Consider the following 26,034-nt stretch of genomic DNA (forward strand, 5'->3'; position numbering starts at 1 on the left):
TGTGCGAATCCAATTCGGCATAAGCTCTAACCCCAAAGGGTAGAGCCAGCGGACACACCGAGCTTCCTTGCCCGCTTCCGGCGCCTGTTAGCCCTTCGAGTACCTCGAAATGATATGCTCTCGCGCGCAGAACTGGAGCGGCGGACGCTCCGACGGAAGCGACCGGTTCGAAACTGCCGCCCTTTCTCTTTTTTGGGCACCGCTTGAGCACCGAACCCGAAACCGGGTCTCATTTTCGGGCCTGATCGTCTAGGCGAGCGCCATAGCATCGGCGGCGATCCGTCGCAGCTGGAGCTTGCGAACGTGGAGGCGTGGGAGCGGCTCCATGCCGATCGTGGCAAGGATGTGATCCCAGCGGTAGACCCAATCGTGCATCTCTAGGCAACGGACCGCACTTGTCCGGCGCAACAATTCCGTACGGCAGGGGTTTGCGTCGAGTTCGCCAATTACGTCTGCGATATGGCTCGAGTCTGGTGATACCTCGATCACGGCGTCTGGCCAGTCGAAGTGCGCGCCGAATTCGGTGCATTGCGGCGCGGTCCCAAGCATGACGGCGCCGCCCGCGGCCCCTTCGAAAAGACGGGCAGGCAGCACCTGCTCGCCGACAACCGTGCCAGACCTGTGGTTTGCCAGCGTCGCTGGACTGAAAGCCATGAAATAACGCGTGCGCCTGATGACGTTGGCGAGCAGCGACCGATGCTCACGCCAGTCCTTGACCCGGGAACCCGTGCTTGCGAGCGTGTCGTACAGATAGAAAAGGTCCCGCTCTTCGGCCAGCTTCAGAAGCTGCCCGTGTATCTTCGCAGCTCGGTTGCCGATCGAATATACGTCGACCACGCGCTTAACCGGCGACACATACGGCGTTGAAATAAGGCCGTCGACAGCCGTGGGGAGAAAGGAACAGGGCGTGCGGGTGTATTGAGGCAGGCGCGGTATGCAGGCGCTGTGCAACAGGAACACGTAGTCGAACTGGTCCAGGAGCTTGAGATATTGGCGGTCCTGTTCGAGCGTGCTCGACCAGAGTTCGAACAGATACGCGACAGCGACCTTGCAGCGGCCGCGCCAGTCGTGGATGCGGGACAATTCTACAAGGCTTTGCGGGCTCCAGGCCACGAAGAAGAAAAGGTCATAATCTTGCGTGAGCCGAACATGCTCAATGCTTGGCGCATTCATTAACCCCAGACCTTTGCGAATCCCGTTCGTCAGTCTGTTGAAGTCACGCTGGACGTTGTGGGCGTCGTGGTTTGGCAAGATGGCGTGAAAGCGCCTCGTGAGGTAGTTGTCGATGCCGGGGGCGATCAGATCGGCATCCTCGCATTCGGCAACGATGCGGCAGAACTCATAAGCCAATGCAAAGTGTGCCCGGTCCTTCGCGTTGAATTCAGAGGCAACAAGTGTACGTCTCTTCAAGGAATTCTCCCGCCAATTGTCGTTCAACTTTCGACTATTCGGCCGCTGCAGCTTGGACCGGCCCATCGTGCTCCAGCGCCGCAAGAGGCTGTCGGCCAAGAATCATGTCTGCCGCCTTCTCTGCGATCATAAACACAGCGGCCGACGTGTTGGCCGAGGGAACGGCGGGCATGATGGAGGCGTCGACCACCCGCAAGGCCTGCATGTTGTGGACCCGCAACTGGTCGTCCACGACAGATGCAGCACTGACAAGTGGGCCCATCCGGCACGATCCGCACAAATGATACGTGGTCAGCCCGATTTCGCGGGCGAACTGAAGACGGTCGGCGTCGTCCGTTATCTTCGGGCCGGGAAGCTCTTCCGTGCAGTTGTAGCGCCTTAGCTCGGGGGCGCGAAACAGCTGCTGCACAGTCTTCATGCCGTCGACCACGACCTGCCGGTCCTGATCATCGGCGAGGTAGTTGGGCTGGATGAGCGGAGCTCGAAACGGATCGGCCGAGACGGCCCGCACGTGTCCGATGCTCTTCGGCCGCAACTGATAGTAGCCAAGCTTGATGACTGGAAACCGCCGCGCGCCGTGGTCGGTATAATTGCCCAGGGCAAGTTCAAGCTGGATATCGGGGGTGGACTGAAGATCCCGCGAGTTGACGTACCCGTAGACGAGCGACGGGCTGACGGCGAGAAAGTTCGGGCGGCCCAGCATCCATTTGGCCGCCTCGCGCAGGAGGGCGACGCCGTGTCCGCTAACCGTTTCAATACCCTCTACCCGGGCGATCAGGTGGACCGCATAGTGGTCCTGGACATTTGCGCCGACACCGGACAATTCGTGCACGAGCGGAATGCCGAGCTCGGAGAGCATACCCGCAGCACCGACGCCCGACAGCTGCAGCAATTTTGGTGAGTTCGCGGCCCCAGCCGAGAGGATCACCTCGTTACGGGCCTTCACACAGCTCGTTGGATGACCCGGCCCTCCTCGTGCATATCGAACGCCGATAGCCCGCTTCCCCTCGAACAGGACGGCAGTGGCCTGCGCTTTCGTGCGGACCTCCAGGTTCTTCTTTTTGGCAATCGGCCGCAGGAAAGCCCGCGCTGCGCTCACGCGCCATCCTTTGTCGATATAGCGCTGATAGTAGCCTACGCCGGCCTGACTCGCCGCATTGTAGTCGGGATTGCGCGGGACACCGGCATTGAGCGCGGCCTCGATGAATGCATCACAAAGCGGATGTCGCCAATCGCAGTCTGTAACCGGAAGCAGCCCGTCAGTCCCCCGGTAGAAGGGATCACATGCCCCAAGCCTGCGCTCGGTTCTCTTGAAATAGGGCAGCAGGTCGGCGTAGCCCCAGCCTCGATTGCCCTGGCGGGCCCACTCGTCGAAGTCCGCAGCGGCGCCACGGTTGTAGATCATCCCGTTAATTGCGGTCGACCCGCCTAGTGTCTTGCCCTGCACCATTGGAATGGAACGATTGGCCGTGCCCGGGCTCGGCTCCGTTTCGAATTGCCAGGCATATTTCGGATTCGAGCATGTCTTGTAGAGTCCCGCCGGAACGTGCAGAAGGATGCTGCTGTCGGACGGTCCCGCCTCGAGCAGGCAGACCGAATTGGTCCCGTCAGCCGCCAGACGATTGGCCAAGACGCAGCCTGCCGCCCCGGCTCCGACGATCACATAGTCAAAGACATCCGCCTCGACCGACATCGGTTCGCGCTCCGCTTATCGCCAGCTTCAAACAATGGCAGGAAATCCGGCAGATGGCACTTTGCCCATCGGTATTAAGCCTTATGAAGGGCTTTCGCGGCGGGCTGAGTGGAGAGATGCTGTGCGGGCACAAGCCTGCCGCCAATCTGCATTCTTGGCGAACCTGCGCCGGCCGGCGCACAGGGGAGATGGGGATGCCTGACGACAATCTCGCCGAGGAAGCCGCCTTGCCGAGAGGACGGATGCGGCATGCCCATCTGCATCTCGTCGGCGACCTCGACGTCTCCGCGCAAGCGGAGCCGACGTCTGACACCCGAACGGGTCGCGCGGCCGGCAATCTCTTGAGGTCCCGCCCTAATCGGCGCTGTCTCCTTGCCGGGCTGGCGCTGCCCGTCTCGGGCGTCGTCGGCGCAGCACTGCATCTGGGCATGGGGGGATCGGGCGGCGGTAAATGGTTCGGGGGCGCGGCCACCATTCTGCGTCCAAGCGGACCGGTGCTCTCGCGCGCAGATGGGCAGATCATTGAAAATCTTGATATTTATGCCCCCCAAGGCAACGGGATCACGATACTCCATCAGGGCGTCATTGTCCGCAGCTGCCGCATCCATCATGCCATGGGCAGCGGGATATACGCCTGGGGAGCCGCCGGAATACGCTTGCAGGAGCTCGAGATCGATCATGTCGGCGTTCCCCCCTCGGGGATCGGACCAAGCCAGAACCGCAACAACATAGAGCTGGAAAGGTGCCCGGATACGATCATCATCCGTGTCAGGGCGTCCCGCGGCTCCTCCAACATCTATGTCGTCGACTGTCCGGGCACCCAGATGAGCTTCCTCGAACTCCACGACGCGCGCGGGCCGTTCCCGCGTGGACAGAATGTGCAGTTCAACCGCTCTCCGGATACGAGCCTGGAAGAATTCTCGGCCGAGAATGGTCCCACCTCCTGGACCGAGGACAATATTTCTGTCTTTCACTCGGATCGCTGTGCCGTTCGGCGTGGACTCGTCTTCTATAACAACAGCCCGACCGGGGCTGGCGTCATGCTGGAGGGAAGCTTCAATTGCCGGGTCGAAGACGTCGATGCCGTTCAACAGGGCAACGGCGCCTTCTCGGCCGTCCCGCAGGATGATGTCGGCAGTGGCGGATGCTCGTTCAACCGCTGCCGGAGCCGGGACACCTACAATGAGCCGCGGGACGGCAGGGACGCCCCGACATCCAACGGCCTGTCGTTCCATACTCGGATATCGGAAGGCGCTGAAAAGCACAGCGTTAGGGACTGCTGCGTCTACGCGCTCGCCAATCCCGGCAACATCATCTGGGAAACGGCGGCCGTGCATGCCGGGTGGTCCATCGAGCGCAAGACATTTGATCCTAGGCCGCCATTGCGGCTTGCCTTCAACTGGCGGTGAGCGGAGGGTGCGCTGGCGCGTCGCCTTCGACCATGCCCTACCCACGACGACGCCAAAAGAGAAACAGGTCTGCTAGCATTGACCGCGGCGGGGACATCCCAAGCGTCCAGAGAGGCGCCGATGCAAGGATCATGCGTCCCGTCGTCGTGCTGGTATCAACAGGTGTGTCGACGATGCGAAGACCGACATCCTTGCTGCCAAGCCTTTCGATGAGCGCTAGCACTTCGCGGGTTGTGCGCGCAACACGGTACGGCTTCGTGACCGCAATCACGTCTCCTTTCCTGGCACATGCGATCGCCCTCTCCAACTCCGGCGTCGAACCGAATATGCTAGTCTTCTCGCAGAAGAAGTTCTCGGCTCCCAAGCGGGCAAGATAAAGCTTTTGCGCCTCCAGCCTGGCAGCGGGTTCGAAGGTGTTGATACGACAGTAGCCGATGATCACCGCCCTGCCCAACCGTAAGAAGCGTTCAGGGAATGGGATGCAAGGGGCCCGACAAGCCGCTGACGATCTGCAAGCCGCGGTTCGTCAATCCCTTTGTCTTTCTCCCCCTTCACGGAGATTCCGATGTTGGACCGCAATCCAGAGGGGTTCGCGAGCTCCAGATATTGCTTTCCAACACTGTGAGCATCGAACTGTCTAACCCTCTCGCGGGCACCCGACGACAACCGCGACCAAAGGTCATCAACGTCCAGCACCGCCTTCAGCGCTGCGGCCATCGCGTCGGCCTGTGGTTCGACCACTGCCCCATTCACGTCATCCGCGAGCAGATCCCGGCTGACCCTTGAAGACCCGACGATGGGTGTGCCGGTGGCGATCGCCTCCATCACCGTTGCTGAGGTGACGGGAACCGTATAGCGCGTGGGGAAAGCGGCGACGCGAACGCGGCTGTGTAGCTCGCGAACGCGTGCTCCCTCTGCCATGCCGAGAAGGACAACGTGCCGCCTTATCGGTTCAGGAAGAGCATCGACCGCCTCCCGCACCGGTCTTGTGATGTCACCCGTCACGTAGAGCCGTACGGAAGTGTCGTTGAGGGCGCCGAATGCCCGGATCGTCACCTCCGGCACCTTGTAGGGCGAAGTGCCGGCATGGACGATTGCCCGCTCGCGATCTGCCAGCCCACGAGACGCATATGACTGGCGATCGATGCATTCGGGAATTTTCAGGATTCGGACTCTTGGCAGCCCAAGATCTCGCACGACTTCTTCCTGAAGCTCGGTCGTAGTGGCGACGACGTGGTGGCAGCGCCGCGTGCTTATCCGTCGAATGGCTCGCCAGGCTGCAGCAAGCCCTCCTTTCCGCCTCTGAAGATCGTGGACGGTCTGCACGATCGTGCCATGCAGCGGAAGCGGCACCGCCTCACTCTGAATGACAAGGTCCGGCCGGAAGCGATTGATGATGCCGATCGCTCGCAGCCACGCCGCGACCGAGGCCGGCCCGGTCAAAGGTGTCCGGCTCAATCCGATTGTTGGCAAGACGAGACGAGGAGAAAGAAGCCGCTCAAATTTTGCGTGGCTTTCGAAGGCGCCTACTACGATCTGGACCTGGTGCCCGAGCTCTATCAGCGCCTGGGCAAGTGCCACAATGAAGATGCTCACTCCGTCAGGCAAATCCAAAGGTTCGCCCCGGGTCAGTACAATACGCATTTTCCCAAGCCGTTTAATTGGCTGCCCACAATTCCCGATGCACCCGTAGCTGTTGGAGAAACGAAAGCAAGAGACGTGGTCATGATCGGGGCAGGCCTTTGAACCTCTGCGAAGCACATGGCACGCTAAGATCGAATTGATCAATAACGAACAGCGAGTACCCACGCCATCCGACGTGGCGGCGCCGCGCTCAACAACGCGTGAAACTTCGGTCGGTCCTGGTAGGCTCCCGCCGGCGCCGACGTCACCTCACGACACCGCCGCAAAGGCCCGGACTGGACGCCTGATCACCGATTCGTAGATCGCCATCAGCCGACTGAGGTTTGCCTCGGGTGTGTACCGCTCCTCATAGGCGGCATAGGCCCTGTCTGCCATTTCCTCAAGGGCGGATCGGTTTGAAAGCGCCCAACGCACCTGGTCGGCCAACGCGCCGGCATTGCCGGCAGGAACGACAAGGGCGGTGACGCCTGGCTCCACGACCCCCTTGATCCACGGCATATCCGAACAGATGACCGGAAGCCGGCTCGCGAAGGCTTCGAGGACGGTCATAGTAGGAAACATCTCAGCCCCTTTCGACGGAAAGAGCAGGAATTCTGCGGCCTGCATCTCCTTCAACACCGTCTCGCGCGGCTGAGGCCCTAGATATTCCACGCGCCCGCCCGCGGACTGCTCGACGAGCGGAGCCAGAGTCCCGGCGCCGATGACCCGCAGCGGGTAATCGATCTGCTTCCACGCCTCGAGCAGTGTGGCCACCCCCTTGTGATGCTCATCCAGTCGTCCGACGAACAGCCCTCCATTGCGACGAAGGTCACCGAAGATCGGCGGCCTGGCAACCGTGTTCGGCTTGACGACGATACGCTCGGCAGGCAGGCCTCCTTCCACAAGCTTGTCCCTGACCCAATCGTTAAGGGCAATGAAGCGGTCGACCTTGCGAGACCAGGTGCCGGCTTTCTTGTGAAACTCTACCATTGCGGCAAGGGCGAGCGTGCCCAGCAGGGAATTCCTGTAGACCTTCTTCGGAATGGTCCACCAGCAGGCGTGGTGGAGACTTCGCTCCCGAAGCCTCTCATCGGGATAAAGCAGGGCGCTGGGACAGATGATCCTGAAATTGTGCAAGGTCATTACCGATGGCACGCCGGCATCCCGGCACGCATCCAGGATGGAGGGGCTCAGGAGGGGAAAGAAATTGTGAACGTGGACGACGTCCGGTGAAAATTCCCTCAATTTACGTGACAGGGCCCGCCGTGAGTGGGGGTTGTAGACAACCCCCAGGGCGGTCGAAATCTTTCGAGAGACCCCCACGACATCGTCATTGGTGGCGGAGAACAACTCGACCTCGACCCCATTCTGCTTGAGGCACGCGAGTTCCTCCCCAACAACGCTCTCCTCTCCAGCCCTTATCCTGTAGAAATTGTGAACTAGCAAAACGCGCATCGGGGATCGCTCCGTTGAATGTCAGTTCGGCACCGTTGACCCGTGGCGACGACGCAACGGCTCCGGCAAAGTCGGCCTTTGGCAAAACGATCTCCACAACGTCGCTGGGCGCAAGCCCGAGAACTTCGCTGCCGGGGAGCGTCTCGGCCCCCTCCTCTCGCTTTCTATGGACTGTTATGTCGGGCCGGTCCGCGGCTACCAGCAAGGTGGATTGCGCTTGTCCTGTAAGCGCCAGCTTCTGCGCAGTACCCTCAAGACGCGCCGATATCTGGACCAGATTCATATAGGCCTCCTGTAGCTCTCCCAAGGCCGCGATTTGTCGTTCACTGTCGAGCTTGTTCATCTGTCTGACATATTCGCCGCGCCAGCGAGCGAAGCGAGGCGGGTCGAAGCCATGGTCATCGACAGCGCCGACAACAAGGATCTCAACAGCTTCATGGGTCACCCAACGGGTTGCCCCGTATCTCTACGGGCGACATAGCACGCGTTTCTCCGGCGCGGGCGAACTGCGCAGTGGATGGCCCTATGCTACCAGAAGAGGCATAGCCGACGCCGAGGCAAAATGGCTGGCTCGCTGGCTCTTTCGAGGCACTCCTCATGGAAGCGGCACGGCGCCGACGCATGAGGCACATCAGCGGACGGCTCTCCTGCTCCTGCCGCGCCAAAATCGGTACAACGCGATCCCCTTCTACCGAGACCGATAGCCCGCCGATGTCGGGTGGGCCGCATCCATGTTCGGTCAGATATATGAACAAGCGCAATGCTGTGTTCGACCCGCTTCAACTGGAGGGGGTTCCACAGCCAAGGCCGGAACGCTGGCGCGAAGTGCAATCAAATAGCCGTATGAGAAAGCAATTCCCACAATCTGTACAGGGCTCTCCAGGACTGGATTGACGAACATGGCGAGGAAAATCGTGATGAAGACTGTGGACGCATGATTGCTAACACCGCGTGGCAGTCGATTTGGCGGGAAGGCCACCAAAATGGCAGACACGATCAAAATGAAACCAATGACCCCCGTCCGCAATATGGCTTGAAAGAACGAATTGTGAATTCCTGTCGAGAGTATCTCAAGCATTTTGGTATGCGTAATATTCCTGGTGTCAGGAAGAAAGGTAGTATCCTCGAACCCGGGAAACTCATATCGCCATCGGACCGATTCCTTCCCAAATCCGATGCCAAATCCGTATGTATCCGCAAGCGATGCGAGTGCGTCCGAAATGAACGCGAGTCGGATCCCGGAATTTGGGTCCAGAGCAAAGGTTTGAGGTATGAAGTTCAGCCCGACGACATAGGCCGAAGTCAGTGCGGTCGCCAGGGCTGCGGCCATCAACCGGCCGGGCACGCCAATTAGAATGACGATCATCGTGACCGCGAGCACCTTGAACTGAGCCAAGGGGCTGGCGAGGGCTATTCCCAATAAGAGCAAAATGCCGCCGTATCGGCGCCAGTCGTTCGTCAGAAAAATACCGCCTGCAATGAAAAACACGGCAATGGCCATGTTGTTGATCAGCGAACCATAAAGAATCGGTATCGTGGCTTGTGGAGATGCTCCCTGATATTGCACGTCCTGCTGAAACATCACCGCCGGCGCGACAACGAGAGACAGGAACAGGAAAACGGGTGCACCAAAAAAGGCATTGCCGCTCATCAGCCTGCGGCGGAAATAAGCCTTGGATGCCCATGCGACGGCGAAGAATCCCACAATCGGGACGATTTGCCTTATGACTGCTTCTTGAAGGAAGTGAACCTGCCAGGAATCCGGCATCAGCCCGTATCTGGACAGCAGGGCAATGAAGAGGCAGAAGGCGGTGTAGACCGCCAGCAGACGAGGCGGTACCGTCTGCCGCAGCACGGCATAGACCAGACAGATACCGACCGGAATCACTATGAAGAAAGGGCCAAGCAAGCGCAGGGATATTGCGAGGGCGCAGGCCAGCCAAATGCCGGAGAGAAAGAGGGTGTAGTCGAGCACGTCAGGGGAATGGCTGCAAACGAGGTCGACCGGCTTTGAACCCTTCCCGCGTGACAATGTCCCTGGCGAGGTCATGGCCTATATTCCCGGTCAGGACTGAAAGCCGCACGGTTGATCCTGGTCAAAATTAGTGCCGAGAGTTTCTCTGCAGGGATGATGCGCAGGATTCTCTCGAGGTGGTCCGCGAAAGTGCGGCGTGCCTGCAGCACCAAAAGGACCTCGTTGATGACGCCCATGGCCGCTTCCAGATCAGCGGTGCGGTCGGTGCTGTGAAAATCAACCACTATACAACTGTATTCTTGCTGCAGATGCTGGAGTGCAGCGGAGATGGAGAGCGAGGCATTCAACTCGGAGATTGACCCCGTGGGCCTGAGAACCAGAACTTCCAGCTCTTCCTGATCCGCGGGAATGGTGGCAAACGCCCTGGCGAGCTTGCGACCTGGCTCCGCGTTCAGCATTGGCTGGTCCATTGATGGCTTTTGCCAATTGGCATCAACGAGCAGTGTCTTTTGCCCGGTCGCCGCAATGACCCTTGCGAGATGAACCGCCACCGTGGAGCTTCCGGACTTGCCGAGGGGTGAAGCAACGCCGACTACAAATCCGCTTTGGCGGCCCTGAACTCCGCGCATTCGGGTGGCAATCTTGCTCACTTGGCGGCCCTGAACTCCGCGCATCCGGGTGGCAATCTTGCTCAGCGAGCTGTCAAGCTCGGGAGCGTCCTTTGAGTAGACGGGCTGCAAAAACTGCTCACATGGGCCCACAACATTCCACCTGCGGCGGGGAATTCTGGGGATCCCTACAATCCGATCAAGGCCGGTCGACCTGTGCACATCTTCGACCGTTATCAGGCGGTAGTTCATTGCTTGCTTGATCAATGCATGACCAACGCCGGCAATCCCACCGGCCATAACGGAGAGCGCTGCCATTAGGACCGTTGGCGGCCAACTGCGTTGGCGAGGCGGTTCGGCCGCCGTGATGACCCTTGCGCCCGGGATCAGCGAGGCGCTAAAATCGGAGTGGGTCCGCTGCAGAAGGGCATTGTAAAGCGAGCGATAAACCTCGGCCGCGCTCTGCTGCTCGCGGATAAGGACTCTCGCCCTCTCCGCAGATTCAGGGGCCGATGGCAGTTCCGTCAGTGATTCGGTCACAAAAGCCTTTTCCCGAAGTTCCGCCAGCCGCTTGTGCAGATCAGATGTTTCTTCCGTGCGAGCCGCCTGCCGGCGTTCGCGCTGATTTCCGATGTAACCGTCGGCGATCGCATTCGCGAGCATGGCCGAGAACTGAGGATCGGAAGACGTGACCTCGATCTCGACGGCGCTGGAGGAACCCATCTGACGAACGGAAAACGCGCGCCTCACACGGACCATCGCCTCATGCCGAATATTTGGCTCCGCCCTCATCAGTTCGGTGCCGAAGAGAGACGCCAATTGGCCCCGCACATAGCTGGAGATCCGGCTGCGCAAGCTGTCATCCATCACAAACTCTTCGTCTTCCGCTAAGCCAGTGTGGTCAACAACGCGTCCGACGACCTCGTCCGACTGAATGACCTGTATCTGGCTCTCTACATAGACCCGCTCATCTGCCTCAGCTTCGCCCGGTTGCGAAGCGGGCGGAGATGAAAGGAGCATCGTCGCATAGGCGGTGTAATATCCAGGCGAAAGGACCACATATGCGCCGCCGACACCAAGGCTCACAACCATCCAGAGGAGGCAAAGGCGCCAACAGCTTCGAATAAATCTTAAGGCGTCTTTCACGGTCACTTCGTCGCGATCCTTGGGGGGGATCGGCTGGTGAGGCGACCCGGACGGCTGAACGAGAAAGTGATCAGTGGCGAACATACAGACTCTCCTACGACCGGAAACGATCGGCCTCATGCTCCAACGGCGCGGATTGGGACGCCGGCGGATATCCTCGCACCCGGCCTGCGTCGCAAGCCGCCGCCGTGCGAAGGACGGCCGCTCCGCCAATGAGGAAGAAGCCGGCTGAAACCACCAGCACGACGACTTCCTTCGCCACCATCGCGTAAACAATGGCTTGCTCCGCCATGACGAAAGACAAAAAATATGCGGCCACCAGGAATACTAGGAGACCGGATGCGTTAAGGGCGGCCCATTCATTTTCATACCCGTAACTGAACATGAATATATTTGATGTGAATGTATTTATGTTCATCAGCAATGGTATAATTGCCATTGCACGCACGATAGGTGTCGCTCCGGAAAATTCATCTCCAAATAGAATCACTATTATATATGGAGCAACAAAGAACATTCCAATACTCATCGCCATCCCGCCGGCTACGGTGAATAGCGACCTCCTTATCAGTCGTATTCCGGCAGCAGGGTCGACATGAGCGTAGTATGAAGCCCTCGGTATAAAAGTATCCATAAGCAACCTGAAAAATACCCGCGCGGCTAGTAGGAACTTTTCGGCGACAGAATACTGTCCGGCTGCGACATAACCTTCGAAATGCTCGACAAGGGCGACAGGGAGGGTAACGAGGGCAGTCTCCACCGCTATGAAGAGGCATCCCTTCCAGCCATTGCGCAGCTGCATTCCAATCGTCGAAAGTGTCACGGACCTGAAGCCGCCGAGCCCAATCGGAAGGATGAAAGGTAAGCAGATGACGCCACTGACGACGGGAACTGCACTCTGGATGGCAACGGCGAGTGCGACCTGGTCAGGTGATGCGACCATGGCGACGAAACAGACGAGCGCCAGAACGCGAGCAACAACCACCGCGACGGCCGCCTGCCAGGCGCGTTCCAGGCCGACGAAGAGCCATGCCGGAAAAATAATGCCGCCGGCGGCCGAGAGCATCGCGCACAAGAATGTCGGCCTACTGAGCGCCAGCACGTCCCCGGCCAGCACAAGGCCAACCAGGCATACGGCAACGAATAGCACTGACTTGGTTGCCATGACCTGAGCAACGAGGGACGCGATCGCCGTCGGCTCGTATCGAAGGGAAGCAACCCTGCGCTGCGCGGTCCAATGAAATCCATAGGCCACGACGACGGCAGCGAGTTGTCCGATGGCGAGCGCATAGGCATACCGCCCGAAACTCAAGGGTCCGAGGACACGCCCAGCATAGGGCAAGATGATTAGCGGCTGCAGGACATCGGCGACATGCAGGACAGCCAGACTGGCGGCCTGTTTGCTCAAAGTCATGGTAGCCTCCAGTCAGGTGCCTGTCGAGGCAATGCAAGCCACACCGTTCAGATATGGGCAGCGCCGCCTCCCAGCAGCAGCGCCAAAGAACAGCCGGCCGTGAAGGAGTTGGCGAAGATCGGCAATACGGCGGTCCGAGTGTGTTCACTGGTTCCGCCTCCCTCTAACCGTTACGAAGTCTGCGCCTGGGAAGCAGCGATGCCTGCAGCAAAGCCAGGATGAACAGGCTGTTCGTCACGAGATACCTGCTCGCCAGTCGGCGGGGATCCTGGAAGAGCCGGTGCAGCCATTCCAGCCCGCTCTTCTGCATCCATTGCGGCGCCCGCTTGACATCTCCGGCGTGGAAATCGAAAGCTGCTCCTACCCCCAACATGACCGCATTGATCCGGCCGCGATGCGCCTGCATCCAGCTTTCCTGCTTGGGACATCCGAGCCCCACCCACATGATCCTCGCACCGGACTGATTGATCATTCTGACCACTGCCTCATCCTCCTCGGCCGACAGAGGGCGGAGCGGAGGTGAGTAAGAGCCCACGATGTTTATGCCGGCAAACTCGGTTCGAATGCACTGTTCGAGACGCTGGAGGGTGCCCGGGCTGCCGCCGTACAGGAACATTGCCGAGCCGAGTTCCGATGCCCTCCGGCAACAAATCCACATCAGGTCCGGTCCGGCGATGCGCGGCTGAGCCGCGTGTCCCTGCCGTCTCAGCATCCAGGCCACCGGCGCTCCATCCGGCGCGACAAGGTCGGCGCTATCCATCGCTTCGGCATGGGCGCGATTGCGGCGGGCGGTGACGACACTGTGGACATTACACAGAAAAACCGTTCGGCTCTCCCGCCGCAGGGCCCAGTCGAAGACGCAGTTGACTGCCTGCGCCAAGCCCAGAGCGTGCACGGGTACCCCAAGCACTTGCTCGCGCACCACTCTCTGATCGATCGCGAGCTCTGTCATGCCACCCTCGATTGCTGCAATGGTGAGCCATCATCACAGCGTGCGAGCACTTCGAGTTCAATTGCTATTCCGAACGGGAAGCTGGCGGGCGGCGCTCATCGGAGGTACTTAAAAAGAATATCCCTTGTTCTCTCTGTGGTGCCGAAAGAGCGCATGGAATGCGCGGCCCCTCGCGCCGTCGAGCAGGAGGTAAAGCCCCATCACCGCGGGTTTGCCTACGGCATTGTTGTCGGGCGACACCATGACGATCTTGACGCCCGATATGGCCATCTGCCGACGTCCAGGGCCGCAACGGAGAGAACAAGGGATACCCCTTTTAAGTACTTCCGATGAGAGCGCCGCCCGCCAGCTTCCCGTTCGGAATAGCAATTGAACTCGAAGTGCTCGCACGCTGTGATGATGGCTCACCATTGCAAGCAATCGAGGGTGGCATGACTGAGCTCGCGATCGATCTAGGGAGTAACGGGGTGTCGCAAATGTTCGCGGAAGATGCCCTCTGGTTGCAGCCTAAAGAATACACGCAGAATTATCTGGCATCGCTGTGCATCGCATTGGCGCAGATCGATACGGATGCCGTGCAGGAGGCGATTCAGATGCTGCGCGCCGTACGCGATGCGGGCGGCACAGTCTTCGTCGCCGGCAACGGCGGCAGCGCAGCGACCGCCTCCCACTGGGTCAACGACCTCGGTAAGGCCACGAAACGCTCGGGAAGGCAGCCAATCCGGGTCATAGGCCTGACAGACAACGTCTCCTGGATGACGGCGCTCGGCAATGACGAAGGCTACGAGCGTATCTTTGCCGGCCAGATGGAGAACTTCGCCAAGCCGGGTGACGTGCTCATAGTGATTTCAGCCAGCGGGAACTCGCTTAATCTCGTGCGGGCAGTCGAACTCGCTCGCGAAAGGAAGGTAGCCACCATCGGCATTGTCGGTTTTGACGGCGGCACGCTTAAAGAGCTCGTCGATCAGCCAATATGGGTGCGGTCTGAAAAAGGCACCTACGAACTCGTCGAGGACGTCCACGCCGCGATCTGTCATGCCATCACGCGATACCTCATCGCCGACCGACCGGAGCGCGGTCAATGAATATTGCCCTGCCGAGCTCTCCCTGCCTGCAAAAGGCAGATGTCGAAGGGCGCGCCTATAGCCGGCCGCGGCAGGCGGTCATCCTGGCCGGCGGGCGTGGCACGCGCATGCGGCCGATCACGCTCGATCGCCCGAAACCAATGGTGCCGGTGCTCGGCCGCCCTTTTTTGGAATACCAGATCGAACAGCTGCGGCAGGAGGGGTTCGAAAGGGTTCTTCTTCTACTCGGGTATTTGCCCCATGTGGTGATGGACCATTTCGGCGACGGCAGCAGGTTCGGGCTCAGTATCGAATATGCCGTCACCCGTCCCGACGACCTCACCAGCAGCCGGGTATCCAATGCCCGTCACCTCATAGATCCGTGCTTCCTGCTGCTGTATTGCGACAATTACTGGCCGATGCGCATGGAGCGGCTGTGGCAACGCTTCTGTGCGGCCGGCAAGCCTGGAATGATCACGGTCTACAGCAACAAGGACGGCTATTCACGCGGCAGCGTGATCCTTGATGCGAACGACAATGTGACCGTCTTCGACCGGCTCCGCACCACGCCCGGGCTGCAGGGAGTCGAGATCAGCTATGCCATACTGACCGATCTCGCCCTCGAACTCCTGCCCGACGAGGACACCCTCTTCGAGGAGGCCATCTACACCCCGCTCGCGACGCAGCATCGCCTCGCCGGCTTCGTGAGCGAGCACCGCTATTACAGCGTGGGCTCGATCGAGCGCCTACCCGCGACGGAGCGCTTTATGAGCCGCGAAAAAACCATGCTCGTAGATAGGGACGGCGTACTCAACTGCAGACCGCCACGGGCTCAATATGTGTGTTCATGGGACCAGTGGGAGTGGGTTCCGGGTGCAAAGCAGGCGTTGGCCCTTCTGAACGAGGCCGGCTACCGCATAGTCATCATCTCCAACCAGGCAGGGATAGCGCGCGGAGCGATGACAGCCGCTGACCTCGAGGCGCTTCACCAGCGCATGTGCGCGGAGTCCGAAGCCGTCGGCGGCAAGATCGCGGAGATCTACCATTGCCCACACGGCTGGGACGACGGCTGCGACTGCCGCAAGCCGAAACCCGGCATGCTGTATCAGGCGCAGCGCGACTTTGATCTCGACCTCACACGCACATTCTTTGTCGGCGATGACGATCGTGACCGTCAAGCGGCCGAAGCCGCGGACTGCCTATATGCGCAAGTAAGCGAGCAATGCTCGCTTCTGGATCTCACCCGTCAACTCCTTTCGAAAGCGGAGCAGGGCAGACATGAATGAACCAACACGCGTTCTCGTCACCGGACACAATGGATATCTCGGTTCTGTCATGGTGCCCGTGTTGCAGGCGGCGGGCTATGAGGTGGTCGGGCTGGACATGGGATATTTTCGTGCGTGCACCCTGGGAACGGACAATACCAGTGTGCCCGAGATCACAAAGGATCTGCGCGCCATCGAACCCCCGGATCTGCAGGGCTTTGACGCGGTGATCCATCTGGCGGCACTCTCGAACGACCCGATCGGAAATCTCAACGCGGATTGGACGAGGCAGATCAATGCGGACGGGACAGTTCGTCTGGCCACGATGGCCAAGGCGGCCGGCGTCCGGCGGTTCCTATTTTCCTCCTCTTGCATCATGTATGGCATGTCGGAAGCCGCCGTCGTCGACGAAACCGCCCCGCTGGCGCCGCAAACAGAATACGCAAGATCGAAGGCTGTTGCCGAAGAAGCGCTGCGCGCGCTGGCGGACGACCGGTTCTCGCCCGTCTATTGCCGCAACGGCACCGTCTATGGTCTCTCGCCGAGAATGCGCTTCGACACCGTGCTGAACAATTTCATGGGCAGCGCCTTCACCACTGGACGTGTCGAAGTCCATAGCGATGGCACGCCATGGCGGCCCGTGGTTCATGTCCAGGATGTCGCGCGCTATTTCAAATTGATGCTCGAGGCGCCGCTACAGGACATCCACAATGAGGCGTTCAACATGGGTGTTGAAAGCCTCAATCTCCAGGTGCGCGAGATAGCGGAGATCGCCGTTGAGGCCGTCCCCGGCGCGCAGCTCACAATGACCCCGAAGCCGGGCGCGGATCAAAGGACCTACAAGGCGGACTTCAGCAAGTTCTCACGGACTTTCCCGGATTTCGAGTTTCAGTGGACGGCGCGAATGCGAGCGCAGGAGCTTTACGAGGCGTTCCGCTCGATCGCGCTTACATTTGAAGACTTTACCGACAAGCGCTTCACGCGGCTGCGCTGGCTCGATCATTTGCTCAAGGCGGGGATGCTCGATGATCAGCTGCGCTGGCGAACGGCACAGCCGCGTGTTGCCTAATTTTCATTCCGTCGATTTTCGAGGGCAAAATATGGAACAGCTAGACGGGACCAAAATCGTGGAGCGCCGCTCAGGACTGGACCTTCCGACCATCATCGATCGCGCTGCACAGCGTTTACCGTCTCTCGTCCTGACGCGCACCCCTTTGCGCGTCAGTTTTGCTGGCGGCGGTACCGATCTGCCCGATTTCTACAATCTCGATTGCGGCGCGGTCTTCAGCGCGGCAGTGGACAAGTACATCTATGTCACCGTCAAGCGTCACAGCGTGATCTTTAATGAACCCATCCGCTTGAACTATTCACAGACGGAGCAGGTAAACACCATAGGGGAGATCAAGAACAACATCGCTCGCGAATGCCTGCGTTTCCTGGAGATCGAACCGCCAATTTACATCTCGACGGTCGGAGACATGCCGGCCTCGACGGGCATGGGGGGGTCGAGCTCGTTCACGGTGGGACTGCTCAACGCCCTGCATGCATTCCGGGGAGAACGTGTCACCCCTGGCCAACTGGCCGAAGAGGCATGTCACATCGAGATGGACATCCTCAAGGAACCGATTGGCAAGCAGGACCAGTATGCCGCCGCGTTCGGGGGCATGAACCTGTTCCGCTTCCAGCCGGGCGGCGCGGTAACGGTCGAGCCACAGCGGGTGCGCAATGGCGCCGTCGAACATCTCTTCAGCAACCTGATGATGTTCTGGACATCGCATCAGCGACCGGCCAGTTCCGTGCTGGCAGAGCAGAAGGCGAAAACGTCAAGCAATCTCGATACGCTCAGGCGGATGCGGGACGATGCCTTCATGCTTCAGGAGATCTTTTCGGAGCCTGTCATCGACATAGAACGCTTCGGTGCCGTGCTTCACGCAGGGTGGGAGATGAAGCGGAGCTTGGCGTCCCGCGTGAGCAACGCGGAGATCAATGGTCACTACGACCTCGCCAGGGACGCAGGTGCGGAAGGCGGCAAGCTGTGTGGAGCCGGCGGCGGCGGATTCCTTATGTTCGCGGTCAAGCCGGAACGCCGGGAAAGTGTACGACGCGCACTCTCACACCTAGCCTACGTGCCTATCGGCTATGAAGTCCACGGCTCGCGCCTCTTGCATCCGGCGCAAGTCTGATGCCGTCCCGCAAACGCACAGGCGAACCCTCGGCGCGAGCAACCCTCAGGAGAGATCGTCGGAGATGCGACCCCGACGTGACATTCATTTGCCTAATGGATCTACGATGCTTTTCATAAAGACCGATATTCCCGGCGCCACCCTGGTGGAACTGCAGAAATTCGAAGACGAGCGGGGCTTTTTCGCACGCGGCTGGTGTTCGCGGGAGTTTGCTGAGCAGGGGCTTCCGGATCGTGTCGTGCAGATGAATATTTCATACAACAGGCACAAGCACACACTGCGCGGCTTCCATTACCAGCTGGCTCCCCATGGCGAGGACAAGATGCTTCGCTGCATCCGGGGCAGCCTGTACGACGCGCTGATCGACCTGCGGCCCCAATCGCCCACTTATAAGGAGCACCTCACGGTGGAACTTTCAGCGGCGAACCAACGGATGCTGGTCATACCGAAGGGCTGCGCGAACGCCTTTCTCACCATGGAGGACCACTCCGAGGCGACATATCTCGTCTCCGAATTCTACACACCGGCAGCCGAGCGCGGTGTTCGCTGGAACGATCCTGCCTTCGCCGTGAAGTGGCCGGTGGATGCGCCGGCGCAGATTTCTGAAAAGGACCGAAGCTGGCCGGACTATGACCGCTAAGCTTTCGCCGCCCCGACCTTTTGGGATAGCAAAGGGGAGACGTAAATGTTCATTGTCGACAGGGAGTTGGAGAGGCTCCAGGCTCAGGGGCGGCCAATTCGCGTGGGTATGGTGGGGGCCGGCTTCATGGCCCAAGGCATCGCGCTTCAGATGCTGCGATATGTCCCAGGCATGGAGCTCGCGGCGATTTCCAACAGGCACGTGGAAAAGGCGCGAGATGCCTATGCCGCTGCAGGCGAAGACGATGTGACGGAGGCGACCAGCACCAAAGCGCTTGAGGATCTTGTGGCGCGCGGTCGCCGTGCGATCACGGCGGACCCGATGCACATTTGCGAGGCCGACGGCATCGACGTCATCGTCGAGGCGACAGGCGCGATCGAGTTCGCTGCCCACGTCACAATGCGCGCGATCCGGCACGGCAAGCATGTCGCCCTGATGAATGCCGAGCTCGACGGCACGATCGGACCGATCCTGAAAGTGTATGCCGACCGGGCAGGAGTGGTCCTCACCAATGTGGAGGGGGATCAGCCCGGTGTAATCATGAACCTCTACCGTTGGGTCAGGGGCCTGGGCATACGTCCGGTGCTTTGCGGGAACATCAAGGGCCTGCACGATCCCTACCGAAATCCGACGACCCAGGACGGTTTTGCCAAGAAGTGGGGAATGAAGGCCCCGATGGTCACCTCGTTCGCGGACGGCACGAAGATCTCGTTCGAGAACGCCATCGTAGCCAACGCCACAGGCATGCGGGTGGCGAAGCGCGGCATGTACGGGCCTGTGGTCGAGCCTGGTAGCCCGATCCAGGGGGCGGTCGGCTGGTATCCGCTCAATCAGCTCCTCGAGGGGCCGGGGATAGTTGATTATTGTGTCGGCGCCATGCCCAACCCCGGTATCTTCGTTCTTGGCACCACAGAGGATGCCGTAGAGAAGCACTATCTCTCACTCTACAAGATGGGCCCCGGACCGCTCTACTGTTTCTATTGGCCTTATCATCTGTGTCATTTCGAGGTGCCCTCCACGGTCGCGAGAGCCGCAATATTCCGCGATGCTGCGATTGCGCCCCTGGGCGCGCCGACCGTTGATGTGGTGGCCGCCGCCAAGCGGGATCTTAGTGCCGGAGAGATCCTCGATGGCCTTGGACATTACATGACCTACGGGCTCTGCGAGAACGCGCGGACGGTGCACGCCGAGCGGCTTGTGCCGATCGGGCTCGCCGAGGGCTGCCGGCTGCTGCGCGACGTGAAGCGGGACGAGGTGCTCGGCTATGACGACATCGAGCTTCCGGTCGGGCGGCTTTGCGACGCGCTGCGCCGGGAGCAGGATCTTGCCTTCTTCGGCCGCTCTGTAGCCTCCCTGCGTCGCGAGGTTTCTGCGACCGCTTAGTTAGCAGGACTCCAGTTGTTCCGCCGACCGAACCCGAGAGTTGAGATGGCCGAACCGATGGCGCGAACGTTATCCGATTTACATTGCCTGACGCATGCTGCCGCGCTTTGCCTCCTCTTTGTGGGTACGACTTTCCTGGCCCTTAACCCGGATTGGATCGACAGGCCCCTCGCAAAGGCCGTCAACACCGTAGCGAGCAATCAGCCCTTCGCCAGCCGGCTCGCTTTCGGTGCCGTCTATCCAACAACCGAGGGCGCTATAGCTGTGTCCTTGCTTTGGTATTGCTGGTTCGCCCATGACGGGCCGGAATCGAGGGCAAGGCTGGTGAGCGGCGTCTGCGCAGCTGTCCTCGCGGCGCTCGTAGCGCATTTCCTGCAGGGCACTCTGCCGCCGACGCCAAAGCCGATTTTTGACTCCGCACTTGGGCTTCATATCCCGGATGTTCTGGGCGACGCTGCCGTTCTGCGCTCAGCGCCGTTCGCCGGCACCCCCGGGTTCCCCAGCGAGCGAGCGGTTCTGTTCGCGGGTCTAGGGATCGCCATTCTTCTCGTTCACTTCGAACTCGGACTCCTCGCCCTGGCCTGCACCTTGGTAGTAGAGCTTGCGCGAGTCTACTTGGGGCTGCATTACCCGACCAACGCTCTGGGTAGCCTCGCCTTGGCCGCGACCTTGGCATGGCTAGCACAAACGCGACCGAGCCTTGAACTCGGCGCCCTGGTTCTCCGGTGGGAGCGCGGCGCCCCACCAAGCTTCTATCTGTGCAGCTTTCTGGCCTCATACGTTGTTGTTGCGTTCCAGGACTTGCGCGAACTTGCCAAAGGGCTTCTCCATTAGGAACTGGTGTGAAGCCGGCCAGCGACACGACGACCTCGAATTTATCGTGCGTGCATCTCCGGGCTGGAAGCGTCATCTTGGCCAAACAACAACAATCATGCTGAAGGGTGTTCGCAACAGCGGCGAATTACCTCAATGCAAGGGATCAAACATAAGCATCCGGCCGCCATTTTGAGGTGCGCGCGCCGCGCTGTTCAACAAGCCCGATCTCTCCGCTCGGCGAACCCAGGCTCAATTTCGTTGCAACCGCCAAGGCCGATTCGAACTGCCCGCCCTTCCTGCGTTCAGCTCCGCAAGCCCACGGACGAGGGCATCGGCGTAGGGACTCGTGAGCCGGCGCTCGCAGCGGGGCGGCTACTTCCTATGCAGTAGGGCGAAGACGTCGGCCCAGCCCAAGGCGACGCTCCCGCGGCATCTGTTACGAACGCCGAGCGAGGGATTACCTCCTTTTGCTGGAGCGCCTGCCACAATGGCACTCTGGTCGCGGGAGGGAATTGATGTAAAATTCACAGGGCGATAGCCGCTCCGCGTTAGGCCAGCCTGAGCCCATCTGGCGCTCTGGTCCATTTTGGACACGGTGAGGACGGCGCAGTCAAGCGGAACAGCTACTATAAATAAGCCAAAGGTACTATTGATGTACAATCCAGATTGGCTCCGGTATTGTAAGCGCGTTGTAAGAGCGGCCTTAGGATTCGATCATCTTCTCCGGCCCGAATGCTCCGTTCCTACACAAAAACTCGGCTCCGTATATGGAGGTTGGGTGGTTGCGGTCGAGCCTCTTCTAGGTGCTCCCGCCCCTATTGTTCTTTCATTTGGCTTAGGGGACGACATTTCATTTGATCAGGAAATCAGCAAAGTATTCGGTGCAAAGGTCTTTGGGTTTGATCCGACTCCGGCCAGTCTTGACTGGATTGCCGCTCAGGAATTACCCCCCACTGTGCGGATCTACCCCTTGGGAATATCTAATTTCGACGGGGAGCAGACGTTTTCTGTGTCCGAAGATGATACACGCAGCAATTTTTCCACGAAGATGGTTACAGGCAAGAGCATTGTCTGCAACGTGAGGCGTTACTCTACTATCCTGGATATGCTCGGACTGGCAACTGTAGATGTGCTGAAACTCGACGTCGAGGGGGCAGAGCACGACGTCCTTCCAGAGGTGCTTGAATCTGATGTCTTACCGAGACAGATTCTCGTCGAGTTTCACCACTGGTGGCACCGCACTCCGGTGGAGCAAACCTACCGAACAGCGGAAGCGATAAAGGGCCAGGGTTACACCCTGTTCCATGTTTCTCCTGCGGGCCACGAATTGTCATTTTTGCTGACGCGATAACAAGCCTTTCGAGAACTTTCGACAAGCCGCCGTCGGTGGGGGGGATCGTCGGCAACAACCTGACGCCACGCTTGCCAGGTGACCCGAGATGCAGGCCGGACACGAACCGTTTCTCAGCAGGCATCGCCCGCGCCGGACTGGTCAGCCGACCCACATTGCCGACGGCAGCATGGCCGGCAAGCAGCTCGCGGAGAAGCAGTGGCGCAAGCGCTTGTGAACTGACGGTTCGCGGCAGGGCGGCTACGTCCATGCCATAGGAGCATAGGCTGAAGAGGCCAGCCAAGCAGAAAGGGGACGCACGGGAAGTAGCTGTGACGGGCATTGAGCGGTGGGGATTACCTCCTTTTGCTGGCGTGCCTCCCACAATGACACTCTGGTCGAACAAGGCGCTTTCGCCCTTCATTAGAGGAGTGTGGGGGCAGATCGTCGGTCGACGGCGCCACCACAGCCCTCAAACGATTGGATGGGACCCGATGACAGATCGCATTGCGCTCATAACTGGTGTGACCGGTCAGGACGGTGCCTACCTTGCCAGACTGCTGCTGGAGAACGGCTATACTGTCCACGGACTGAAACGCAGATCCTCCTCCTTCAATACCGAACGCATCGACGACATCTACGTCGATCCGCACGAACCAGACGCACGCTTTTTTCTCCACTACGCCGACCTGACCGATGCGACCAATCTCATCCGCATCATTCAGGAGACTCGCCCCACCGAAATCTACAATCTGGCGGCCCAAAGCCATGTCCAGGTAAGCTTCGAGACGCCTGAATATACCGGCAACGCCGATGCCCTTGGCACACTCAGGCTGCTTGAAGCCATCCGCATCCTGAAGATGGGAGAGCGGGTGCGCTTTTATCAAGCGTCAACCTCCGAGTTGTTCGGCAAAGTCCAGGAGGTGCCCCAGACGGAGAAGACGCCGTTCTACCCGCGCTCTCCCTATGCGGCGGCCAAACTCTATGCCTATTGGATCACGATCAACTACCGTGAAGCGTACGGAATGTTCGCTTCCAATGGCATACTGTTTAATCATGAAGGCCCCACGCGCGGCGAGACATTTGTGACCCGCAAGATCACACGTGCGGTTGCCGGTATCGAGCGAGGCTTCCAGTCCGCCCTCTATCTTGGAAATCTCGATGCGAAACGCGACTGGGGGCATGCTCGCGACTATGTGGAGGGCATGTGGCGGATTCTTCAGCACGCCGAGCCAGACGACTTCGTCCTCGCCACAGGTGAAACCCACTCGGTTCGAGAGTTCGTAGAGCGTGCCTTTCGGGCAATCGGCCGCCTCATCGTCTGGGAAGGTAAGGGAGTGAACGAGATCGGCCGAGATGGCAAGACAGGAGAGATCCTCGTCCGAGTCGACCCACGCCATTTCCGTCCGACGGAGGTCGATCTCCTGATGGGAAATCCGGCGAAGGCCCGCTCAAAGCTCGGCTGGTCGCCAAAGACGACGTTCAGCGATCTCGTGGCGGAAATGGTGGCCGCCGATCTGAAACGTCTGGAGCGAGAGAGCTGGCACAGGGACAGTAGCGTCTAGAACGGGCCGCCGGTCATGGACTACCTTATCGGCTCGACGCGGCATGTCGGCTCGGGTGTGGCGCGGCGACTGAGGGGCAATTTTGCTTTGTGATGCCCTTTGGGTTGAGGCGCGATCCACTCGTTATGGCGAGGCGAACCGAGGGGTCGGCAGTGTCCTGGCCCAGTGACTTGACCAAGCCTTGACCAAGGCCACACGGCTCGCCACGATGGCCCCGACGCGGACAAGGACAGGAAAATGGCCATCACGGTGAAAGTTGGCGAGGCCAAGACGTATCTCTCGGAACTGCTTTCAAGGGTCGAAGCCGGCGAAGAGGTGATTATTTCACGCGGCAACGATCCCATCGCTAAACTGTCGCGGATTCAACGGCGCAACGATGTCGAGGCCGTCATCGAAGAGATCAGCGCCGCCCGCGGCCGTGCCAAGCCCGTGACGTAGGACGAAATTCGGGCCTGGCGCGATGAAGGACGCCGCGCTTGATGGCGATCATCGTCTGATTCCTTTCGTTGTCGACCTTTCCCTGGCGGCTGCCTGGATTCTTCCTGATGAAGACGGCGAGGCGGCGGCAGCCCTGATGCGACGATTGCCGGGGACAACGGCGCCTGTACCTTCCCTGTTCTGGCACGAGGCGCGTGACGTCGTACTGATAGCCGAGTGGCATGGCCGCATCGCGCCGGGCGAAGCTGCCACCACCATGGCACGGCTGCGCCGATTGCCGCTGGAGGACGCCGGCAGCGGATCGGACGGCGCGGTGCTGACGCTAGCGGCTTCGCGCGGGCTCAGCGCCTATGACGCCGCCTATCTTGCGGTGGCAATCGAAACCGAGTTGCCGCTGGCCACCCTCGATCGCAAGCTCGCACTTGCCGCGCCACACCAGGGAGTCCGAATTCTCGGGCCGCTCGCGAATGGCAACTGACCTCTTCGCTCGACCACCTGCCTATGTTGTTCGACGTGCCGAAGCCTTCGCGGCTCTCGATTCCGTGCTGCCCTTGGACCGCCGAGATTTTCTCGCCGAACTTTGACCGACAACGACCTGGGAGCCTGCGCCATTTGGCTAGGAAGGCATTTTGTGCCCAGAGGCGCCTGACCGCCGGTCGGCCCGAAAGACGGTTAGGATCCTATTTGCGGAAAGAAACGGGCACAAGCGGCCTTGGCAGTTCCACAACCCGCCGATATGCGGGACAAGGGTGGCTGCAATGCTGGGGCCCAAAATGCTCCTGGCATGCCGCCCAGGTCGCCGGAGGACCGATAGCCTTGACGCAGAAGGGATCACTCTAAAAGAGGTGGCCGCCGCGGCAAACGTATCGCGGGCGACGGCTGCGCGGGCGCTCAACAGTTATGGTTACGTCAGCGACGAGACCGCGCTTCGCGCGGTCGAGGCAGCCGAAACGCGTCGCGCAGGCGCTGCGCAGCGGACAATTGCCTCTCGTCGGCTTAACTGCCCCATATCGGCGAAAGACTTTGGGAAGAGTGAACGCCGCCGGCGTCTACGACTGCGACAGCTTGCCGATGCTAGATCGCGTTGGCAAAAAATTTGCGACCAGGATCCGGCAAGGTATGGACGGTATATTACGCGACCCTAATTAAACACCATGAGCCGTTTGCTGCTTAGCTTCGTCTCGTTCTTGTTTTCCACCACGCTTCTTTATGCGCAAGAGTGGCAGCCCTTCGGCGTCAAGCAGTTTGGCTTTGTATTCGATGTGCCCCCTGGCTTTGTTCTGACACAGCGTTCCGACCAGGGGGCAGCTTTTCAGGGCAAAAACGGGGCCTTTCTTGCTGTTTGGGGCGCAAGGCTCGGAAAGGCCGGTTTCCGCGCCGAGATAGAGCATCGAATGGTCGAGGACGAAAAGGCGGGCTGGAAAGTGACCTATCGGCGCGTTAAGCCGACTTGGGCCAGTTATTCCGGCCTCAGGGACGGGCAAATCCGCTATGCACGCGTCATTGCGATCTGCAATGACCGTGCGGCGCTCTTTACAATGAACTACAGCAGATCCGAAAAAATCCCGTACGATCCCGTCGTGGTGCGAATGGTGCGATCCCTAAGGGCGGAAGGCTGCTAAAGCCAGATCAAGCTGTAGAAATATGGCATCTGCAGGGTGAAAG

The 26,034-nt window shown here is 59.9% G+C and carries 25 protein-coding genes and 1 pseudogene; 15 read left to right on the plus strand and 11 right to left on the minus strand.

Annotation, left to right across the window (positions count from 1 at the left end; genetic code table 11):
- Positions 1-249: 249 nt before the first annotated feature.
- Together RQ479_RS11585 and RQ479_RS11590 are read right to left on the minus strand one after the other, a co-directional pair.
- Positions 250-1,410 (minus strand): glycosyltransferase, encoded by a 1,161-nt coding sequence (locus RQ479_RS11585; RefSeq protein WP_376705161.1) that lies wholly within the window; start codon positions 1,408-1,410, stop codon positions 250-252.
- Positions 1,411-1,444: 34 nt separating this feature from the next.
- Positions 1,445-3,103: a GMC family oxidoreductase gene (locus RQ479_RS11590; RefSeq protein ID WP_376705162.1), complete on the minus strand. Its 1,659-nt coding sequence runs from the start codon at positions 3,101-3,103 to the stop codon at positions 1,445-1,447.
- 194 nt (positions 3,104-3,297) lie between these two features.
- Here RQ479_RS11590 and RQ479_RS11595 point away from each other — a divergent pair, with 194 nt between their 5' ends.
- Positions 3,298-4,512 carry a right-handed parallel beta-helix repeat-containing protein gene (locus tag RQ479_RS11595; RefSeq protein ID WP_376705163.1) on the plus strand — a complete coding sequence of 405 codons (1,215 nt, stop codon included), beginning with the start codon at positions 3,298-3,300 and terminating at the stop codon, positions 4,510-4,512.
- Positions 4,513-4,549: 37 nt separating this feature from the next.
- On the opposite strand, the gene RQ479_RS11600 is transcribed toward RQ479_RS11595, so the two are convergent.
- From RQ479_RS11600 to RQ479_RS11640, 9 genes and pseudogenes are all read right to left on the minus strand, one after another.
- A complete protein-coding gene (locus RQ479_RS11600; protein ID WP_376705164.1) occupies positions 4,550-4,954 on the minus strand; it encodes a recombinase family protein in 405 nt (134 codons plus the stop codon).
- Positions 4,951-6,156: a glycosyltransferase family 4 protein gene (locus RQ479_RS11605; RefSeq protein WP_376705165.1), complete on the minus strand. Its 1,206-nt coding sequence runs from the start codon at positions 6,154-6,156 to the stop codon at positions 4,951-4,953. The genes RQ479_RS11600 and RQ479_RS11605 overlap by 4 nt, the downstream gene beginning before the upstream one ends.
- Positions 6,157-6,405: 249 nt before the next feature.
- Positions 6,406-7,485 carry a glycosyltransferase gene (locus tag RQ479_RS11610; protein ID WP_376705166.1) on the minus strand — a complete coding sequence of 360 codons (1,080 nt, stop codon included), beginning with the start codon at positions 7,483-7,485 and terminating at the stop codon, positions 6,406-6,408.
- Positions 7,466-8,035 (minus strand): hypothetical protein, encoded by a 570-nt coding sequence (locus tag RQ479_RS11615; RefSeq protein WP_376705167.1) that lies wholly within the window; start codon positions 8,033-8,035, stop codon positions 7,466-7,468. The genes RQ479_RS11610 and RQ479_RS11615 overlap by 20 nt, the downstream gene beginning before the upstream one ends.
- Before the next feature lie 294 nt (positions 8,036-8,329).
- The gene (locus tag RQ479_RS11620) at positions 8,330-9,640 is read right to left on the minus strand and encodes an O-antigen ligase family protein (RefSeq protein ID WP_376705168.1); all 1,311 of its coding nucleotides are present in this window, start codon (positions 9,638-9,640) and stop codon (positions 8,330-8,332) included.
- On the minus strand, positions 9,637-11,403 hold the full coding sequence (locus RQ479_RS11625) for a GNVR domain-containing protein (RefSeq protein WP_376705169.1): 1,767 nt from the start codon (positions 11,401-11,403) through the stop codon (positions 9,637-9,639). The genes RQ479_RS11620 and RQ479_RS11625 overlap by 4 nt, the downstream gene beginning before the upstream one ends.
- Positions 11,404-11,413: 10 nt before the next feature.
- Positions 11,414-12,733 carry an oligosaccharide flippase family protein gene (locus RQ479_RS11630; RefSeq protein ID WP_376705170.1) on the minus strand — a complete coding sequence of 440 codons (1,320 nt, stop codon included), beginning with the start codon at positions 12,731-12,733 and terminating at the stop codon, positions 11,414-11,416.
- A 163-nt stretch (positions 12,734-12,896) separates the two neighbouring features.
- Entirely contained in the window at positions 12,897-13,685 is a 789-nt protein-coding gene (locus RQ479_RS11635) for a WecB/TagA/CpsF family glycosyltransferase (RefSeq protein ID WP_376705171.1), read from the minus strand.
- A gap of 165 nt (positions 13,686-13,850) precedes the next feature.
- Positions 13,851-13,965 (minus strand): annotated as a pseudogene (locus RQ479_RS11640) (ornithine cyclodeaminase family protein); the annotation flags it as partial.
- 151 nt (positions 13,966-14,116) lie between these two features.
- Here RQ479_RS11640 and RQ479_RS11645 point away from each other — a divergent pair.
- From RQ479_RS11645 to RQ479_RS11710, 14 genes are all read left to right on the plus strand, one after another.
- Positions 14,117-14,770: an SIS domain-containing protein gene (locus tag RQ479_RS11645; RefSeq protein ID WP_376705172.1), complete on the plus strand. Its 654-nt coding sequence runs from the start codon at positions 14,117-14,119 to the stop codon at positions 14,768-14,770.
- Positions 14,767-16,035, plus strand: coding sequence for an HAD-IIIA family hydrolase (locus RQ479_RS11650; RefSeq protein ID WP_376705173.1), 1,269 nt, complete (start codon positions 14,767-14,769; stop codon positions 16,033-16,035). Before RQ479_RS11645 ends, RQ479_RS11650 begins: the two co-directional genes overlap by 4 nt.
- Positions 16,036-16,084: 49 nt before the next feature.
- Positions 16,085-17,083 carry an NAD-dependent epimerase/dehydratase family protein gene (locus RQ479_RS11655; protein ID WP_376705174.1) on the plus strand — a complete coding sequence of 333 codons (999 nt, stop codon included), beginning with the start codon at positions 16,085-16,087 and terminating at the stop codon, positions 17,081-17,083.
- Entirely contained in the window at positions 17,040-18,197 is a 1,158-nt protein-coding gene (locus RQ479_RS11660) for a GHMP kinase (RefSeq protein WP_376705175.1), read from the plus strand. Before RQ479_RS11655 ends, RQ479_RS11660 begins: the two co-directional genes overlap by 44 nt.
- A 106-nt stretch (positions 18,198-18,303) precedes the next feature.
- Entirely contained in the window at positions 18,304-18,837 is a 534-nt protein-coding gene (gene rfbC, locus RQ479_RS11665) for a dTDP-4-dehydrorhamnose 3,5-epimerase (protein WP_376705176.1), read from the plus strand.
- A gap of 45 nt (positions 18,838-18,882) precedes the next feature.
- Positions 18,883-20,220 carry an NAD(P)H-dependent oxidoreductase gene (locus RQ479_RS11670; protein ID WP_376705177.1) on the plus strand — a complete coding sequence of 446 codons (1,338 nt, stop codon included), beginning with the start codon at positions 18,883-18,885 and terminating at the stop codon, positions 20,218-20,220.
- A gap of 45 nt (positions 20,221-20,265) precedes the next feature.
- Complete coding sequence (locus RQ479_RS11675) at positions 20,266-21,054, plus strand: hypothetical protein (RefSeq protein WP_376705178.1); 789 nt, start codon at positions 20,266-20,268, stop codon at positions 21,052-21,054.
- 760 nt (positions 21,055-21,814) lie between these two features.
- Positions 21,815-22,387: an FkbM family methyltransferase gene (locus RQ479_RS11680; protein WP_376705179.1), complete on the plus strand. Its 573-nt coding sequence runs from the start codon at positions 21,815-21,817 to the stop codon at positions 22,385-22,387.
- Between the two features lie 88 nt (positions 22,388-22,475).
- The gene (locus RQ479_RS11685) at positions 22,476-22,604 is read left to right on the plus strand and encodes a hypothetical protein (protein ID WP_376705180.1); all 129 of its coding nucleotides are present in this window, start codon (positions 22,476-22,478) and stop codon (positions 22,602-22,604) included.
- A 256-nt stretch (positions 22,605-22,860) separates the two neighbouring features.
- Complete coding sequence (gene gmd / locus RQ479_RS11690) at positions 22,861-23,931, plus strand: GDP-mannose 4,6-dehydratase (protein WP_376705181.1); 1,071 nt, start codon at positions 22,861-22,863, stop codon at positions 23,929-23,931.
- 237 nt (positions 23,932-24,168) lie between these two features.
- Complete coding sequence (locus RQ479_RS11695) at positions 24,169-24,369, plus strand: type II toxin-antitoxin system Phd/YefM family antitoxin (protein WP_376705182.1); 201 nt, start codon at positions 24,169-24,171, stop codon at positions 24,367-24,369.
- A 22-nt stretch (positions 24,370-24,391) separates the two neighbouring features.
- Positions 24,392-24,847 (plus strand): type II toxin-antitoxin system VapC family toxin, encoded by a 456-nt coding sequence (locus tag RQ479_RS11700; RefSeq protein WP_376705183.1) that lies wholly within the window; start codon positions 24,392-24,394, stop codon positions 24,845-24,847.
- A gap of 295 nt (positions 24,848-25,142) precedes the next feature.
- Positions 25,143-25,514, plus strand: coding sequence for a LacI family DNA-binding transcriptional regulator (locus RQ479_RS11705; protein WP_376705910.1), 372 nt, complete (start codon positions 25,143-25,145; stop codon positions 25,512-25,514).
- A gap of 9 nt (positions 25,515-25,523) precedes the next feature.
- Entirely contained in the window at positions 25,524-25,991 is a 468-nt protein-coding gene (locus RQ479_RS11710) for a hypothetical protein (protein WP_376705184.1), read from the plus strand.
- Positions 25,992-26,034: the final 43 nt, after the last annotated feature.

It is taken from the genome of Mesorhizobium sp. ISC25 (assembly GCF_042295465.1).
Taxonomy (GTDB): domain Bacteria; phylum Pseudomonadota; class Alphaproteobacteria; order Rhizobiales; family Rhizobiaceae; genus Mesorhizobium.